13 protein-coding genes and 2 pseudogenes are annotated in these 17642 nt (G+C 47.0%); all 15 read right to left on the bottom strand.

Translation table 11 applies throughout. The annotated features are described in order from the left end of the window. Nucleotides 1–2: 2 nt before the first annotated feature. Nucleotides 3–1522, bottom strand: a pseudogene (locus HUJ21_RS17510) (HAD-IC family P-type ATPase). Nucleotides 1523–1535: 13 nt separating this feature from the next. Then, nucleotides 1536–2153, bottom strand: a complete 618-nt coding sequence (locus tag HUJ21_RS17505) for a hypothetical protein (RefSeq protein ID WP_084121511.1) — start codon at nucleotides 2151–2153, stop codon at nucleotides 1536–1538. 23 nt (nucleotides 2154–2176) lie between these two features. Next, nucleotides 2177–2482 carry a hypothetical protein gene (locus HUJ21_RS17500; protein ID WP_291371883.1) on the bottom strand — a complete coding sequence of 102 codons (306 nt, stop codon included), beginning with the start codon at nucleotides 2480–2482 and terminating at the stop codon, nucleotides 2177–2179. Between the two features lie 113 nt (nucleotides 2483–2595). After that, on the bottom strand, nucleotides 2596–3012 hold the full coding sequence (locus tag HUJ21_RS17495; protein WP_291371894.1) for a transcriptional repressor: 417 nt from the start codon (nucleotides 3010–3012) through the stop codon (nucleotides 2596–2598). A 14-nt stretch (nucleotides 3013–3026) separates the two neighbouring features. Beyond that, the gene (locus HUJ21_RS17490) at nucleotides 3027–3206 is read right to left on the bottom strand and encodes a hypothetical protein (protein ID WP_268034880.1); all 180 of its coding nucleotides are present in this window, start codon (nucleotides 3204–3206) and stop codon (nucleotides 3027–3029) included. 63 nt (nucleotides 3207–3269) lie between these two features. After that, complete coding sequence (locus HUJ21_RS17485; RefSeq protein ID WP_073094237.1) at nucleotides 3270–5771, bottom strand: heavy metal translocating P-type ATPase; 2502 nt, start codon at nucleotides 5769–5771, stop codon at nucleotides 3270–3272. 25 nt (nucleotides 5772–5796) lie between these two features. Next, nucleotides 5797–6062 (bottom strand): annotated as a pseudogene (locus tag HUJ21_RS17480) (YnfA family protein). 161 nt (nucleotides 6063–6223) lie between these two features. Then, the gene (locus HUJ21_RS17475) at nucleotides 6224–6640 is read right to left on the bottom strand and encodes a transcriptional repressor (protein WP_291371894.1); all 417 of its coding nucleotides are present in this window, start codon (nucleotides 6638–6640) and stop codon (nucleotides 6224–6226) included. A gap of 14 nt (nucleotides 6641–6654) precedes the next feature. After that, nucleotides 6655–7857: an efflux RND transporter periplasmic adaptor subunit gene (locus HUJ21_RS17470; protein ID WP_286754959.1), complete on the bottom strand. Its 1203-nt coding sequence runs from the start codon at nucleotides 7855–7857 to the stop codon at nucleotides 6655–6657. 15 nt (nucleotides 7858–7872) lie between these two features. After that, nucleotides 7873–12249, bottom strand: coding sequence for a CusA/CzcA family heavy metal efflux RND transporter (locus HUJ21_RS17465; RefSeq protein ID WP_291371882.1), 4377 nt, complete (start codon nucleotides 12247–12249; stop codon nucleotides 7873–7875). A 146-nt stretch (nucleotides 12250–12395) separates the two neighbouring features. Continuing rightward, complete coding sequence (locus HUJ21_RS17460; RefSeq protein WP_219956399.1) at nucleotides 12396–12791, bottom strand: hypothetical protein; 396 nt, start codon at nucleotides 12789–12791, stop codon at nucleotides 12396–12398. An 80-nt stretch (nucleotides 12792–12871) separates the two neighbouring features. Continuing rightward, complete coding sequence (locus tag HUJ21_RS17455) at nucleotides 12872–14926, bottom strand: copper-translocating P-type ATPase (RefSeq protein ID WP_291371881.1); 2055 nt, start codon at nucleotides 14924–14926, stop codon at nucleotides 12872–12874. A gap of 18 nt (nucleotides 14927–14944) precedes the next feature. Continuing rightward, nucleotides 14945–15529 (bottom strand): DUF2911 domain-containing protein, encoded by a 585-nt coding sequence (locus HUJ21_RS17450; RefSeq protein ID WP_291371880.1) that lies wholly within the window; start codon nucleotides 15527–15529, stop codon nucleotides 14945–14947. Further along, nucleotides 15526–16239, bottom strand: coding sequence for a PepSY domain-containing protein (locus HUJ21_RS17445; RefSeq protein WP_291371879.1), 714 nt, complete (start codon nucleotides 16237–16239; stop codon nucleotides 15526–15528). Before HUJ21_RS17445 ends, HUJ21_RS17450 begins: the two co-directional genes overlap by 4 nt. Continuing rightward, nucleotides 16236–17549, bottom strand: coding sequence for an APC family permease (locus HUJ21_RS17440; RefSeq protein ID WP_073094959.1), 1314 nt, complete (start codon nucleotides 17547–17549; stop codon nucleotides 16236–16238). Before HUJ21_RS17440 ends, HUJ21_RS17445 begins: the two co-directional genes overlap by 4 nt. Nucleotides 17550–17642 lie beyond the last annotated feature (93 nt).

Genomic DNA, 17642 nt, shown 5'->3' with positions numbered 1-17642 from the left:
TCTTAGTTTCGCTGTATCCTTACCGCATTCAATATCGCCAACAGTGCCACACCCACATCGGCAAATACAGCTTCCCACATGGTAGCCAGGCCTCCGGCTCCCAGTGCCAACACAATGAGCTTCACCCCAAAGGCCAGGCTGATATTTTGCCATACGATCCGTTTGGTTTGCTTGCCGAGCTGGATGGCCGTGGCAATTTTGGAAGGCTGGTCGGTCTGGATGACCACATCGGCCGTCTCGATGGCGGCATCACTGCCCAGGCCGCCCATGGCCATGCCCACATCGGCCAGTGCCAATACAGGGGCATCATTGATGCCGTCTCCCACAAAGGCGATGACACGGTTGGCGTCTTTTTTCAATTCTTCCACTTTCTGTACCTTTTGTTCGGGCAGCAAGTCGCCAAATGCCTTGTCTATACCAAGTGTTTTTGCACTTCAAATACTCCTTTGGTCAGGGTTCCGGTTTTGTCCATCACCACGGTATTGACTTTTGTCATGAGGTCGAGAAAGTTGGAGCCTTTGAATAGTATCCCTTTGCGGGAAGCTGCCCCGATCCCTCCAAAGTAGCCGAGTGGTATGGAGATCACCAGCGCACAGGGGCAGGAGATCACCAGGAAGATCAATGCCCGGTAAAGCCAGTCTTCAAACACATAGTTTTCTACAAAAAAGTAGGGCAGGAAGGCCAGTCCAACTGCAAGAAAAGTAACGATGGGCGTGTAAACCCGCGCAAACCTGCGGATGAACTGTTCGGTTTTTGCCTTACGGGCGGTGGCGTTCTGCACCAGCTCCAGGATGCGTGCCAGCGAACTTTCGTTGAACAGCCTTGTGACTTTCAGTTCAATCAGCCTGTCGAGGTTGACCATGCCTGCCAGCACATTTTCTCCTTTGTTGTAGGTAGCCGGTTTGCTTTCACCCGTCAGAGCCGAAGTGTTGAAGCTGCTTTTTTCGCTCAGCATTTCCCCATCGAGCGGCACTTTTTCTCCGGGCTTAACCTGTATGGTTTCCCCGGTTTGTACTTCCTCCGGGTGTACGGTCACCGTTTGGCCGTTTCGTTGCACGGAGGCCGATTCAGGACGGATGTCCAGCAGGGCTTTGATGTTACGTTTGGCCCGGTTCACAGCTCCATCCTGAAACAGCTCACCGATGGCATAGAAAAGCATCACTGCCACTGCCTCGGGATACTCGCCTATGGCAAAGGCACCCAGCGTGGCTATGCCCATGAGGAAAAATTCCGTGAACACATCGCCCTTCAGTATGGCCTTCCAGCCTTTGACCAATACCGGCCAGCCCACAGGCAGATAGGCCAGCACATACCAACAGATGCGGATCCAGCCCTGGAAAAATGCAGGCTGTCCCAACTGGTCAGCCGCAATTCCGGCCAGCAGCATGGCAAGGCTCACAATACCACTGCCCCAGGTTTGCAGGAAAGTGGAGGAGGTTTTTTCTTCTTGTTTCTTTTGTTTGTTTGGTTGCTGGTCGGTATCACAGCAAGCTTTGTCTTCTATATTGTTTGTATTGGCCATGATCTTGTCAGTTTTAATGTGTGAAAAAGGAAATGATCCCTGTAAGAATGAGTATGCCTCCTGAAACCAGCCCGGCATTGTGTTCCAGCCTGTGCCAGTTGAAGCGGTGCAGTCCTTTTTGTGCCAGGTACACCCAAAAGGTGATCCCCAACACGGAAACGATGGTATAAAGCAGGCCCACTGCCAGGATCATCGGCCAGCCGTACGTCCCTGCCATCAGGAAGTAGGCTTCAATCTCCAGGCAGGGCGAAAGAAACATCATGAATACCAGCAAGGTCACCACTTGTGTTGCTCCAGCTTTTTCCAGTTTTTGTTTTTCAGCAATGTGAAAGTGGTGGTGATGGTGGTGCTGGATGATAAAATACAAGCCGATGGCGATAAGCAATGAGGGAATGACCCAACGGGTGTAACTGTTCAGCGTTTCCGCCAATGACAGGCTGAACAAGCCCAGAAATACACCTAGCATAAACGTACTCAACGAATGGGCCAAAGCCGCCACAGAGGCAATGCGAACCGTCTTGCTTCCTTGCCAGCCAAACCTTTCTTTCAAAGCCAGTACCGGCAGCCAGTGGCTGGGGATCAGCCCATGAAGGAGGCTGAGCATGATGGTACCGGTGAGTAAAGTGGTCATGATTGATCGGCCTGGGTTAAATTCTAAAATTCAATCTCGTTTTTGATAAAGTCCTTTGCGCCTTCCGGGCCTGATAATTCGAGCCAGACCGGAGAATCCTGATGGGCAACTGTAAGACCCAGTATTAAAAAGTCACAACAAAGCCGTTCGGTCTTGATGAAATTGTTCAGCAGATCTAGTGTTTGATCCGAGCTGTCAAATCTGTACCTGAACCCATTGGCAAGTTCCTGTTTTTCCAATACCCGCACTTTTAATGAAGCTATCACAGTAGCTTTTCTTTGCCTCAGCTCCAGAGTAGTGAGCTTGCAAGTGATTTTGTTTTCGTCCATAGTGATTGCTTTAAGAAGTTCGTGGGGCATACATGATTATGAGTATTGAATCTCATCTTGTTAAGTACCTACCTGAAAATACGTGTAAACACAATGCACAGCCATTGCAATTTTTAATCCGCACATTTTCCACAAACCCCCTTTACTACCAGGTTAGCTTCTTCGCCTATGAACATACCTGGCAAGTCAATTTCCGGGATTTTGTATTTGGGTAAACAGAAGGTTTCACTGCACACCCGGCAATGAAAATGCACATGCAAGTCCCGCTCGATATTGCATTCACAGCCTTCTTCGCAGAGAGCGTATTTAGGCGCTCCGGTACCGTCATCGATGCTGTGTACCAGTCCGTTTTCCTGAAAGGTTTTCAGGGTACGGAACAGGGTAACCCTGTCCGATTTTTCAAAGGCTTTTTCCAGGTCGGAAAGGCTGATGGCAGCCTCCTGACCGGACAGGGCTTCCAACACCAACAGCCGCATGGCTGTTGGTCGGATATCCTTTTGCTTGAGTTTATTTTCAAGTTCTTTGATCACCATTGTTGGCTCTTTTAATGCCCATGTCCACCGCCTTCTTCTTCAGTATTTTTGGCCTTCGCCAAGAGCGTAAAGGCACCTTTGGTGACCAGTTCAATGGCACTCAAATCCTGCGCTGAATCACCCAGCGAAATCTGAGTATAAGCATCCTCGGTATAGCCTTTGATGACTTCCAGCATTTCAAAATCGTGCATCGTTTGGCCATTTTCAGTCTTATTGTTTTGTTAATTCTATGCTATAATTTCAAATATTGAGTCCTACTTCTTATAAGCCAACAACCTCAATGCATTAAACACCACCACCAAAGTAGAGCCTTCATGAATCAGCACTGCGATACCGATATTAGCAAAGCCGAAAACCGTAGCGGGTATTAACAAGGCTACTATGCCCAAACTCACCCAAAGATTTTCTTTGATAATGCCTTTGGCCTTTCTACTCAAACCGATGGCAAAAGGCAAGGTTTCCAGCTTGTCAGCCATTAGGGCGATATCGGCTGTTTCCAGGGCTACATCACTGCCTGCCGCTCCCATGGCAATACCTACGGTACTGTTGGCCATGGCCGGGGCGTCATTTACGCCATCACCCACCATCGCTACTTTAGATTCTTTTTCCCTGAGCTTTTTAATGGCTTCTACCTTTTCTTCCGGCAGCAAGCTGCCCCAGGCATCCGTGAGTCCAATTTCTTTGGCCACTGCATCGGCTACTTTCTGGTTATCCCCGGTAAGCATGACCATACGCTTGATACCAATCTTTTTCAGTTGCTCCAGGGTATTTTTAGCTTCCTTTCTGGGCGTATCCATCAGTGCAATAATGCCAATGTATTTGTCATTTTGACGGATCAGCATGGTAGTATTGCCATCTGACTCCAGCGACTTTACCTTTTCGTCCGTTTCCTTTTCGGGCTTTTTGTCATCCAGGGATTCAAACAGGTCCAGGTTGCCGATGTATATTTTGTCATTATCCAGGGTGGCCTTGATCCCTTTACCAAGCACCGCTTCCAGGTCTTTCGCATCACGCACATCAGAACCATCCAATCGCTCTTTGCCATCCCGTACCACGGCTTTGGCCAGGGGGTGGTCGCTCAGGCTTTCTACAGCTACTGCTATTTTCAACAGTTCGTCCTCTTTTACATCACCTAAAGCAACTACTTCAGTGAGCTTAGGCTTTCCTTCTGTCAATGTTCCGGTTTTATCAAAAGCCAGGGCGGTGAGTACACCCAGATCTTCCAGCGGACGGCCACCTTTGATAAGCACCCCGCTTTTGGCTGCCCTGGCTACTCCGCTTAGCACTGCACTTGGGGTGGCTATCGCCAAAGCACATGGACTGGCTGCCACCAATACGGCCATCGCACGGTAGAAGCTTTCGCTAAAGGTTTCGTCCAGTACCAGAAATGCGAAATTGAGTATGACTACCAAAACCAGTACAGACGGCACAAAATATTTCTCAAATTTGTCGGTGAGCCGTTGTGTAGGTGACTTCTGGGTCTGGGCTTCATTGACCAGTTTCACCAAGCGAGAGAGGGTAGAGTCCTTCGCTACTTTAGTGACTTTGATTTCCAGCGTATTGTTGCCATTGATGGTACCCGAAAAAGCCCGGTTCTCGTCTTTGATGTCTTTTTCCTCCGACCAGTTTTTATCAGGATTATCCACTGGTTCTTTATCTACCGGCACACTTTCACCGGTGATAGGAGCTTGGTTGACACTGCTTGTACCGCTTACAACCACACCATCGGCTGAGATTTTGCTGTTGGGCTTCACCACGATGATGTCACCTATGCTCAATTCCTCAATACCGACTTCTTCGGTCTTACCATTTCTCTTGAGCAATGCCGTTTTAGGAGCGAGCTCTGCCAAAGCAGCAATGGATTTACGGGCTTTGTTCATGGCGTAGTGTTCCAACGCATGCCCCATGCTAAAAAGGAAGAGGAGTAATGCACCTTCCGCCCATTCGCCCAGAATTGCCGCTCCAATGGCGGCTACGAGCATCAGGAAATCAATTTCAAAACCTCCTTTGGCCACTGTTTGAATGGCTTCTTTGGCCGTGAAATATCCGCCAAAGAAATAGGCTCCGATGTATAATGCGAGGCTCACCCAGGAAGGCACAGCCTCTACATAAGACAATCCAAAGCCAATTCCCAGCAATGCTCCACAGATAATGGAAAAAATCAGCTCTGTATTTTTACCGAAAATGCCACCGTGCGAATGTTCATCATCTTCACCTTCCTCATGGTCATGTTCCTTTTTACCTCTTTCTTGATCTTCGCCTTTTTCAGTTTCTTTTACTTGTTTAAGAAAACGTTCGGCACTTACTTGGGTATCCGGGATATCAAGCCCCTCTTTTCTCAGTGCTTTCATAATTTCCGCCTCATCCACTTTGGCCGTATCATACTCAACCCGCACCATACCGGATGCCGATACGGAGGCTTCTAAAATACCCGCTATATCCCGAAGGTCACGCTCTACATGACGGGCGTGGCGTGTATGGCGAATGCCTTCTACTTCTATGAGTTTGTGTCCAAATTTCTCATTGATTTCAGCCCCGGTTTGCTCGGCTAACGACTGGATACGGTCTAGGGAGATTAACTCAGGGTCGTAATGAAAACATAGCTGAGGCACACCTTTATCTGTTTCGTCTGCTATATGCACTTTTTCAAGGCCTTCTGTATCCTGAAGCTGTTGAATAAGTTTTTGCACACATTGATCCCTCTCATCAGGTACTTCGGGCAGGAGAAGCGGTATTTTAATTTGTAGTTTTTTCATGTGAATGTTATTTTTTAATTCAAAATCATGAGGGCCTTGGAGCATACATGATGATAAGCATACCTATTAAAGCAATTGTCCCACCTATTATGTCATACCCGTCGGGCACAACCCTTTCTATTTTCCAGCCCCATTGAATGGCCATTACGATAAATATTCCACCGTAGGCGGCATAGACCCGGCCAAAATGATCCGGTTGCCATGTAGCCACAATACCATATCCGATCAGAATTAAGCCCCCAATACCCCCACCCACCAAGGCTTGTCTTCACGTAAAGTGAGCCAGATCATGTAGCCACCGCCTATTTCGCAAAGACCGGCCAGTATGAAAATGCTGATTGATTTAAGGATCACGATCATATTCTATTGTGTTCATAATTTGTATTGATCTCATCTCGTTAAGTGCTTTATCTGAAAATACGTGTAAACCCGATGCACAGCCATTGCAATTTTTAATCCGCACATTTTCCACAAACCCCCTTTACTACCAGGTTAGCTTCTTCGCCTATGAACATACCTGGCAAGTCAATTTCCGGGATTTTGTATTTGGGTAAACAGAAGGTTTCACTGCACACCCGGCAATGAAAATGCACATGCAAGTCCCGCTCGATATTGCATTCACAGCCTTCTTCGCAGAGAGCGTATTTAGGCGCTCCGGTACCGTCATCGATGCTGTGTACCAGTCCGTTTTCCTGAAAGGTTTTCAGGGTACGGAACAGGGTAACCCTGTCCGATTTTTCAAAGGCTTTTTCCAGGTCGGAAAGGCTGATGGCAGCCTCCTGACCGGACAGGGCTTCCAACACCAACAGCCGCATGGCTGTTGGTCGGATATCCTTTTGCTTGAGTTTATTTTCAAGTTCTTTGATCACCATTGTTGGCTCTTTTAATGCCCATGTCCACCGCCTTCTTCTTCAGTATTTTTGGCCTTCGCCAAGAGCGTAAAGGCACCTTTGGTGACCAGTTCAATGGCACTCAAATCCTGCGCTGAATCAGCCAGCGAAATCTGAGTATAAGCATCCTCGGTATAGCCTTTGATGACTTCCAACATTTCAAAATTGTGCATGGTTTCATCGTTTTCTGATTTTTCGCCTGCGTATGCAAAAACATAGTGCTTGCCCCCGAACCGCACAATGGATTCCTCCGGAACAGCCCAGACTTCATTGCTATCAGTTTCCACTTTGGCCGCCACATACATACCTGGTTTCAAATCTTCATACATTTGTTTCAAATGTCCGTGTACAGTTACCGAACGGTCTTCCCTGACTCCACTGCCCACCAGGAATACTTCGGCCTCACGCCATTCATCGGGTGAATTTGCAAGGGCAAAACGGATGCGCTGACCTTCATTGACCCGTGGAATGTCGTTTTCATAAACGGTGAGTTCCACGTGCAGGTCTTCCGAGTTGGTAATGTCCATGATCACGTCCTGTGGGTTGATGTATTTGCCCACATTGGTGAACACCTCACGAACAGCGCCTGTTACCGGAGAATAGATGTTGACGGACGCAGAAACGGTACCTTCTTTGATCTTGGGGATGCTGAAACCGATTAATTTCAGCCTTTCCTCCATGCTTTTGATACGGGCTTCATTGGCCAGGAAGTCACTTTTTGCCTGTTGAAAGGATTTGCCGGAGGCTACCTTTTCATCAAACAATTCCTTTTGTCGGTCATATTCCGCTTTCAGAAACTCCTGGTTGGCCAGGCTTTCCAAATAGTCCTGTTGAAATTGAATGAACTCCGGGTTTTCAATCACCACCAACAACTGCCCTTTTTTCACCTTTGTGCCGGGCAGCATCTCAGTATATTTCACAAAGCCTCCATAGGGCATATTGATAGAAACATTGCTTTGCGGAGGCACGTCAATAACTCCATTGACCCGAAGTTCTGAGCCAATAACCCGCTGTTCCACGTTTCCTATTTTGATACCTGCCTGCTCAAATTGCGCCTGCGACAGTTCCACTGTATTTTCACCTTCTTCGTGATGTTCTTCTGTGGCCTCCTCATTTTTTGATCCACAAGATGTTATAGCCATTCCTAAGAGAAGGGCCATCGAAATTTTACTAATGTATTTGAATGTATTTTTCATTGTTGATTTCTTTTTTTATTGAACACCTGAAATGAACTCGATCTCGATAATGGTTTGATTGTATTGGTTGAGGATGTCCAGGTAATTAAACCGGACTGTCAATGCCCGGTTAAGCCCCTGAATATATTCCACATAGCCAATTTCACCGCTTTCAAAACCCCTTTGGGCTTGTTTGAGAATAAGCTCTGCCTGAGGCAGGGCGTTTTGCTCATAATAATCCAGACTGGTTTGAAACTTTTGGTACTGCTGAAAGAGCGACCTGAATCTGCCTTGCAGTTCATTGGTTATAGCTTGCAGCCTTGCCTCACTTTCCTGTTTTCTGAGTTCAGCAGCTTTGATGACCGAGCCTTGTGCCTTTGCTCCAAAAAGGGGAATGGCTATACCCACCTGAAAACCTGTGAAGCGGTCGCTGGAAGAGAAAGTGACCGGATTGCCATCCAGATCTTGATTAGGGCCGTTCAGCGACTGATTGAAGTACCCCATTGTCAGGTCGGGTAGCAGCCTTGACTTTTCTACCGACTTTTCTCTCTCTGCCACTTCCATTTGTTGCCTGAACCAAGCCAGGGTAGGGTTGTTGGCAATACTTGTGGTATCAAGAAGGACAGTGCTTTCCCGTACTTCGAGCTTGCCAACCGTGATGTCCACCGGGCTTTCCACATTGAGCAGGGTTTGTAACTGCGTCTGGTAAATCTCGATATCTGACAAGTTTTGCTGTAACATGGCTTTGATCTCAGCTACCTGCGATTCGGCTGTTGCTTTTTCAAGCAGGTTGCTTTCCCCGGTTTCATAGCGAAGGTTGGCAGCCCGCACAAAGCGTTGGTAAATACTGTCCTGCTCCAGCAATAACTGCCTTTTGCTTTTCTCCAGCCAGAGGATGTACCAGGTAGCCTTTACCTGCTGCACCAGTTCATTTTGGGTGGCGTTTTTTCGCCACTCGCTGGCTTCCATTCTCGCTTTGGCCAACTTGCTTTGGTTGGTATAAACCGTTGGAAAGGCTATGGATTGTGAAATATTGAACTGGTTGTCATTATTGTAAATACTGTTGTACTGCCCGTGCGTGAGGCTGAAACTGGTCTTAGACAGATTCCAACTTGCCCCTTTTAGCGCCCGTTCCTGCTGGGTTTGCAGGTCTGCTGCTTTCAGGTTAGGATTGTTCTGTATAGCTATTTGAATCGCCTCATCCAGCGATTGGTAGTTGGCCGGTGATTCCTGCGCCTTTACTTCCGTAAACTGGAAGAAAAGCAGGCCGATGATCAACAAAGGTGCTACTGCTCCCGGTTTTACTTTTATTCCTCTTTCAAAATAGTAGTAAAGGATGGGCAGCACCACAAGCGTTAAGAAGGTAGCCGTAATTAAGCCGCCAATTACCACAGTGGCCAGTGGACGTTGTACTTCCGCACCGCCCGATTGGGAAAGCGCCATAGGCAAAAAGCCCAGGGAAGCTACGGAAGCCGTCATTATTACCGGGCGCAGACGCACTCTCGTGCCTTTGTAAATCCGCTCGAAAATATCGGTGATACCGTCCTTTTTCAGGTGGTTGAACTCGCTGATGAGCACTATCCCATTCAAAACGGCTACCCCAAACAAGGCAATAAAACCGACCCCCGCGGAAATGCTGAAAGGCATGTCCCTGAACCATAAGGCAAAAATACCCCCTATGGCAGAAAGTGGGATGGCTGTAAAAATGAGGATGCCCTGCTTAATGGAACCAAAGGTGAAATAGAGCAACACAAAAATCAGCAGCAAGGCTAACGGTACGGCAAAAGCGAGTCGCTCACGGGCTTCCACCAGGTTTTCAAACTGGCCTCCATAGGTTACAGTGTAGCCCGGAGCAAACACCACCGACTCATCAATTTTTTGCTGAAGTTCTGTGACTATGCTTTCAACATCCCGGTTACGTACATTGAAAGCTACAATGATCCGTCTGCGGGTGTCGTCTCGCTGGATTTGGTAAGGGCCTTCCTGGATTTCCACTTCGGCCACCTGGTAGAGCGGTATTTGGTGCCCATCTTTGCGGGCGATGTAAAGGTTCCGAACGGACTCTACATCCTCCCTGTTGGTCTTATCCAATCTGACCACCAGGTCAAAACGCTTTTCATTTTCATATACCAGTCCGGCTGAAGCCCCGGCAAAGGCTGCCTGTACCGAACGGTTTACATCCCGAATGCTCAGGCCATACTTGGCCAGTTGGTCTCGTTTGTAATTAATGACAATTTGCGGTACACCCGTTACCTCCTCGATATACAAATCCTCTGCGCCTTCTACATTTGAAGCAAGCCGGCCGATTTGTTGGGCGTATTCCGAAAGCTCGTTGAGATCTTCCCCGTAAATTTTCACAGCTACATCCTGGCGCACACCTGTCATCAACTCATTGAACCTCATCTGGATGGGCTGCTGGAATCCGAAAGTAACACCCGGAATGACCTCCAGAGCTTCGGCCATTTTGTTGGCCAGTTCTTCCCTGTTAGAGGCTGAAACCCATTCATCTTTGTTTTTCAGAATCACCATCATGTCAGCAGCTTCCACGGGCATAGGATCGGTAGGGATTTCACCAGCGCCAACCTTTGAGACCACCTGCTTCACTTCGGGAAACTGTTCCAATAAAATCTTCTCTGCCTGGGTAGTAGCCTGTATGGTATTTTGAAGAGAGCTTCCGGTAATTACCCTGGTCTCAACGGCAAAGTCGCCCTCCTCCAGGGTAGGTACAAACTCACCGCCCATATTGGAAAATACCCAAAGCGATACCCCAAACAATCCAAGTGCAACACCTAACATCAGTGGTCGTTTGTGCATGGCCCATCGGATGGCAGGATCGTAGAGGCGGTGAAAAAAGGCCATGATCTTATCGGAAATATTGGGCTTGTATTTAGTTTTTTTGCTTAGTACAAGTGCTGACATCATGGGCACATAAGTGAGTGAAAGAATAAAAGCCCCAAGAATGGCAAAGCTTACGGTTTGCGCCATTGGGCCGAACATCTTGCCTTCTACACCCACTAAAGCCAAAATGGGGAGATAAACGATTAAAATGATGATTTCCCCGAATGCGGCTGAATTTCGGATCTTGCTGGCAGATTGATACACTTCCATGTCCATTTCCTGCTGGGTGAGTTTCCTGCCCAGCTTTAGCAAACCTAAGTGGTGCAGTGTGGCTTCAACAATGATCACCGCTCCGTCCACAATGAGGCCAAAGTCAATTGCCCCGAGGCTCATCAGATTACCCGACACGCCAAAGAGGTTCATCATGCCAAAGGCGAAGATGAGCGCAAGGGGAATGACCGAAGCAACTATGAGACCTGCCCGGAGGTTGCCCAACAACAAGAGCAGTACGAAAATCACAATTAAAGCCCCTTCAGTCAGGTTTTTGGTTACCGTCCCTATGGCGGTATCGACCAGTTTGGTGCGGTCGAGAAATGGTTCTATTGTAACGCCTTCCGGCAATGTTTTGCGGATTTCCGCAATCCGGCTTTTTACGTTCTCGATAACTTCAGCTGAGTTTTCTCCTTTCAACATCATCACAATGGCACTAACTACCTCGCCTTCACCATTGCGGGTAGTAGCTCCATATCGAACGGCACTACCAAGCTGTACTTTGGCCACATCTTTTATGAGGACAGGGATACCATCTTCATTGCTTTTAACAAGCATGTTTCGGATGTCGTCCAAGTCGCCCACCAAGCCTTCACTTCGGATAAAGTAGGCATTGAGGTTTTTCTCGATATAAGCACCTCCGGTGTTTTCATTGTTTTCTTCCAAAGCCTGAAAAATATCTGCAATGGAGACGTTCATGGCCTTGAGCCTGTCCGGGTCTATGGCGATTTCGTACTGCTTGAGATAGCCTCCAAAGCTGCTTACATCCGCCACCCCTGGAGTACCGAGCAACTGCCTTCGCACAATCCAGTCCTGGATCGTCCGTAACTCACGGGCGTCATATTGATCTTCATAGCCCGGTTCGGTACCTACCACATATTGATAAATTTCCCCCAATCCGGTAGTAATGGGGGCCATACCCGGCTGCCCCACTCCCGGTGGGATTTGGGCTTGCACATCGGCCAGGCGTTCGTTTACCTGCTGACGAGCCCAATACACATCCACATCTTCTTTGAACACGATGGTCACCACAGACAGCCCAAAACGGGAGAAAGAACGGATTTCGTCCAGTTCTGGGATGGTGGCCATGGTGATTTCGATGGGGAATGTGATTAAACGTTCTACTTCTTCTGCCGCCAGAGATGGGGAAGAGGTGATAACCTGTACTTGATTGTTTGTAATATCCGGTACGGCATCAATGGGAAGCTGTGTAAGCGAGTAGCCTCCCCAAATGACCAGGCCCAGCGTGAGCAGGCCAATGATCAGTTTGTTTTTGACTGAAAATTGAATGATTTTATCCAGCATTTATTTTGCATTTTGAATCCTGATTTAATGAATTGACTTGGGGCGAAAATGCCCATCAGAGGAATGCCGGACGGCAATAGAAAAACTACACTTTACTTCATTACGCAGTGCAACGAAGTAAAAGTCATTTAAATGTGTCCGGTAAATCAGGCCTTGGGAGGCTGGAAAGGGGATTCTGAGTACTCAGAACAAAGAGAAAAACTATAGCGTGTTGCTCTTATTTCTGTTGTAATGTGAATGGGAGTCATTTCTGTATACCCCCATAGTTGAGCTATGTAAGTGTATCCGTGACAGCACTGGTGCTGACCGTGAAAAGGTAAGTTTTTGTCATGCTCGTCATCATGGTGGCCTTTTGCATTTTGCCCGTCACCATAATGAAAGTCAATAAACTCTGCGAATGAAGTTCCATTATGTTCTGCATATTCCTCGTAGTGTTCAAAAAGCACCGGAAGCTTTGCTAATTCACAACATAAATCCAAAGTAGGTCCCATTGCCTGCATCAGGAACAGAAAACTGAACGATATGGATAGAATGGAATTCATTTGCCTACAAATATAGGCAAAATTAAGGTGCAAGGGTATTGCAAAAGTCGGCAAGTACCCTTGGGAGATTCCTAAATAGTTCAGCTTTTCATCTTCCTTTTCAGCAATTGCGCATTAATGGCCACTATGACCGTACTCAGGCTCATAAATACTGCGCCTATAGCAGGACTAATCACCAGACCCGGAATAAATCCTGTGGCCAAAGGCAATGCAATTGCGTTGTAGCCGGTAGCCCAGGCGAGGTTCTGGATCATCTTGTTGTAGGTGGCTCTGCCAAACAGTACCAGGTTGGCAATGTCCTTTGGGTTGCTGTTAACCAATATGATATCGGCTGTTTCGGCTGCCACATCGGTACCTGAACCTACAGCAATACCCACATTGGCTTGTGCCAGTGCAGGGGCATCATTTACCCCATCACCCGTCATAGCCACAAAGTGGCCTTCCTTCTGAAGCTTCTTGATAATCTCTACTTTTTGGTGTGGAAGCACCTCGCTATAGTAGCCATCCAGCCCAAGTTTATCGCTTACTGCTTTGGCCGTTTTCTCATTGTCACCAGTGGCCATATACAGTTTCATACCTTTTTCCCGAAGCGTTTCGATGGCCTTGGAGCTTTCTTCCCTGATCTTATCCGACAGGGCAATGAACCCAATAAGTTTTTCTTCCCTGAGGGCAAACACTATGGTTTCAGCTGCATCAGAGCCAGCTTTTTCTGGTATCTCTATTTTGTTTTCCTTCAGGTACCTTGGGCTGACCACCTTCCAGCTTTTCCCATCGATCTTGCCCTGAATACCCTTGGCCGTCAGCGATTCAAAATTTTCTACCTTTTTCAGTTTTAGTTTTGCCTCTTTCGCTGCTTTCACAATTCCCTGCGCTATGGGATGCTCCGATTGCTGTTCTAGCGAAGCGACAAATGACAAAAGCTCCTCTTTGGCTATGTCATCCGACAGACTCTCATGGCGGGAAACCCCAAACTTTCCTTCGGTCAGTGTCCCGGTTTTGTCAAATACCATTGCGGTAATCTTCCGGGCATTTTCAAAAGCGGTACGGTTACGGATCAGCAAGCCTTTGCTTGCGGAAACAGCCGTAGAAATGGCTACCACGAGTGGAATAGCCAAACCCAGTGCGTGTGGACAGGAAATAACCATGACGGTCACCATCCGCTCCAGGGCAAAGTCCAACGGTTTGCCCAGACTGATCCAGGTTACTAGTGTAATCGTGCCGGCACCAATGGCAATGAACGTGAGCCATCTAGCGGCAATGTTGGCCAGATTTTGGGTTTTGGATTTGGCTTTCTGAGCCTCTTCCACCAAGGTGATCACTTTGTTTAGGTAGCTCTCTTTGCCGGTTTTGGACACCTTTACCTTGATGGATTGACTGCCATTCACCGATCCGCCAATTACCTGGTCGCCTTTGGATTTTTTCACCGGCTTGCTTTCACCGGTGAGCATGCTTTCGTCCAGATGACTTTCTCCATCCACCACTGTGCCGTCCGCAGGTATTTTCTCATTGGCTTTTATTAGGATGATGTCTTCTTTTTTCAGTTCATCCACTTTGATGTCCTTGATTTGGTCTCCATGTACCAGGTGCGCTTCGGAAGGCATCATTTGCACCAGCAATTCAAGTGCCCTTGATGCTCCCATTACCGATTTCATTTCGATCCAGTGCCCCAGCAGCATGATGACAATCAGTGTGACCAGCTCCCAGAAGAAGTCCATCCCTTCCAAACCAAACACCACGGCCGAGCTGTACACGTAAGCCACGGTTATGGCCACTGCAATCAAGGTCATCATGCCGGGGTTTTTGTCTTTCAGCTCGTCCCAAAGTCCTTTGAGAAAAGGCCAGCCCCCATAAAAGAAGACAATAGTGGAAAGCCCAAAAAGGACGTACTGATCACCAAAAAAGGTCAGCTCAAATCCCAGTAATTGCTGGATCATATGAGATAGTGCCAGGATCGGTACGGTGAGCACCAGAGATATCCAAAAACGCTTTTTGAAATCTTCGATCATCATGGCATGATGGTCGTGGTGTCCTTGCTGATGGTCTGATTTGCTGATGGTTTGATGATCTGATGATTGGTTCCTTTGGTGATCCTCGTGTGTATGATGCTTGTGATGTTCGTGATTATGCTTTTCCATGAGTAAAAATTTTAGTGGTTAATCCGTTTTGAATGGAAGTGAAACACTTAGCTTTTCCCATGACATGCGGATAGCGCCTGAGCCCTCTCCCTTGTCTTCAATGGTATAAGTAAGCCGCTCGGCAAGGGGCATTCCTGTTTCAGGAGTTACTTCTATCCTGATGACATCCTCTGCCTGGTCGTAATCATCTGCCAGGTGCTGCTCCCAGTTTTTGTTTAGGATCAATGTCCAGCGTTCCTGTCCGGGAATGGTAAAGAATGCATACTTCCCTTTTGGTATCGTAGTTTCTTCGACCTGGATTGCTTTGGAAAATTCTATATTGGTGGCACTGTGTGCACCTGTTACCCAAACTTCGCCATAGGGTACCAAACCTCCCCAGATGACCCTTTCCCGCACTGCGGGTGAGTGGTAGTACACAGAAACATGGGCATTACCCACATTGCCATGCGCTTCCTGAGGGATGCTCTTTTTTGAATTTTCGGGTTGCGTGGCGGATGCAGCTTCAGGCTGGTGGTGTTCGTGACCATCGTGACCGCTTTTTTTGTTTTGGCAAGATGCGATCAGCAATGCCAGCGCAAGAGTGTAAATCAGTTTTTTCATCATTTATTCTTTTTAAGTTTTGAAGTGGTTTTTAAGAAAGTTTTAGAGGATACTGCGTAAAGTGTAAAGCCTGAAAGCACTGTAAAAAGGCCAAAGACTGAAAATGCCCTGAGCAGCCAATTGTTAAAGTTGTCCCGCCCGACATAATCCATGGTGTGAAACATCCAGAGAAAATCGAACCAACGCCAACTGTTGTGCCTTACCCGCTCAAAGCGGCCATTGGAGGCATCAATATACGCTACCAGTTTTTCGGGATGATCAAAGTGGACAGCCCAGGCTGGTAGCGGCCTACCACGGTATTCATGATGGTTGTCGGTTTCAGTAATCCATTCGGTTTTCAGGATTTTCAGGTTTTTTACGAGATGGTTCTGTGCGATTTCGACCGCCTCCGTTTCGGTTATGCCCTTTTTGATTTGCCCGGTCAGGGCATTGTAAAGCAGACTATCGTTGACCCAATAATGCGGTTGGTGATTGATGTAGCGAAGCTCAAGGGATGAAATACCAAGCGTTGAATCTAACTGAGCCGGACTGATTAAGTCCGGGGGTGAATGCGTCATTACATGTTCACGATGGAACTGGTCTCCATGGATTTTGTCAATATCCGTCCAACTAAAATAGAGGCCACTGATCGTCCACCCAATAAACTGAATGCCTATAAAAAGCCCCAGATACCGGTGCGTTTTGCGGATGTAGTAGTTTCTGTTGCGCTTCATTTTTGGGTGGATTTATCTGCCCGACTTAAGAACCATTTTTCACCTGCGAAAACTATTAGCATCACAGATGCAGAAACAATAAGAACCAAAAGGTCAGATGATGCCTTGATCCATAAGAAAGCTGCCAATACGATGAAATCCAACACCATCGCTGTGAGTACAATTGTTCCATTGGCTTTCACCTCTTTCCTCAAATACTTATATACACCCCAATGAATAATGATGTCCATCACCAAATAAAAAATGGCTCCTATGGAAGCAATTCTGGACAGATCAAAGAAAATAGTCAGGATGATAGCGATAAACACCACATACACCAACATATGCTTCTGTATTCGGCCTGACATGCCCAAATGACTATGTGGAATAAGTTCCATATCTGTAAGCATAGCCGTCATACGAGAGACTGCAAAAATGCTGGCAATCACTCCCGAAATAGTAGCTATTATGGCAATAGCAACGGTAAAATGAAGACCAAAATCTCCAAAAGCAGGTCTGGCAGCTTCAGCAAGGGAGTAATCTTTGGCTTGAATAATTTCAGAGATTGTAAGGCTTGAGTTTACAGCGAAAGCAACCAGAAAATACACCACTGTGCATATCAACAAAGAAATAATAATAGACAGGCCAACATTTTTTTGAGGTTCTGTAATTTCGCCACCACTATTAGTTATTGTAGTGAATCCTTTGTAGGCCAAAATGGAAAGTGCTAAAGCCCCAATATAACTGGTTGCTGAATAATCAGTGTTTTTGATGGCTTTTGGTATCAACCCTTCCAGAGAAAAACCCACTGCCCAGAGAGCTCCTATGGCAAAAATCAGAATTCCGATAATTTTGATAAATGACATGAACTGTGATGACTTTCCTATCAGCTTGTTGCCAGATATGTTAATCAAAAAAGCGCTAACCAAAAGAGCAACACCCAATATGGGAATCCAAAGTTCCTTGTTTTCAACTTCGAACAGTTGTAGGGTATAAGAGCCAAAAGTTCTGGCAACCAGGCTTTCGTTGATTACCATGGATAGTGCCATTAATAATGATGCAGAAGCTGTTATGGTTGATTTACCATAAGCTTTTTTCAAAATCATGGCTATCCCCCCAGCCGAAGGATACGTATTTGAAACTTTGATGTAGGAGTAAGCACTAAATGCTGAAATGAGAGCTCCCAAAACGAAAATGTAAGGAAACCAGGTCCCTGACAGTTCAGCCACCTGGCCCAATAATGCAAAGATTCCTGCACCGATCATTACACCAGTGCCTAAAGCAATTGATCCTAATAAACTTAAACTTCCTTTTTTATAACTTTCTTCCATAACGGTTTGCGGCTTTGCGTTCGGGCGGGTTTTTAGCACAAAACTTCCTTACGAAGCCGTTTCCCCCGCCTGACGCAAAACCGCTGTTAGCAG

Origin of the sequence: Cyclobacterium sp., from assembly GCF_014762705.1 — a bacterium.
Taxonomy (GTDB): domain Bacteria; phylum Bacteroidota; class Bacteroidia; order Cytophagales; family Cyclobacteriaceae; genus Cyclobacterium.
The sequence above is the reverse complement of the archived record's forward strand: the minus strand, read 5'-3'. Positions and strand labels throughout refer to the sequence as shown.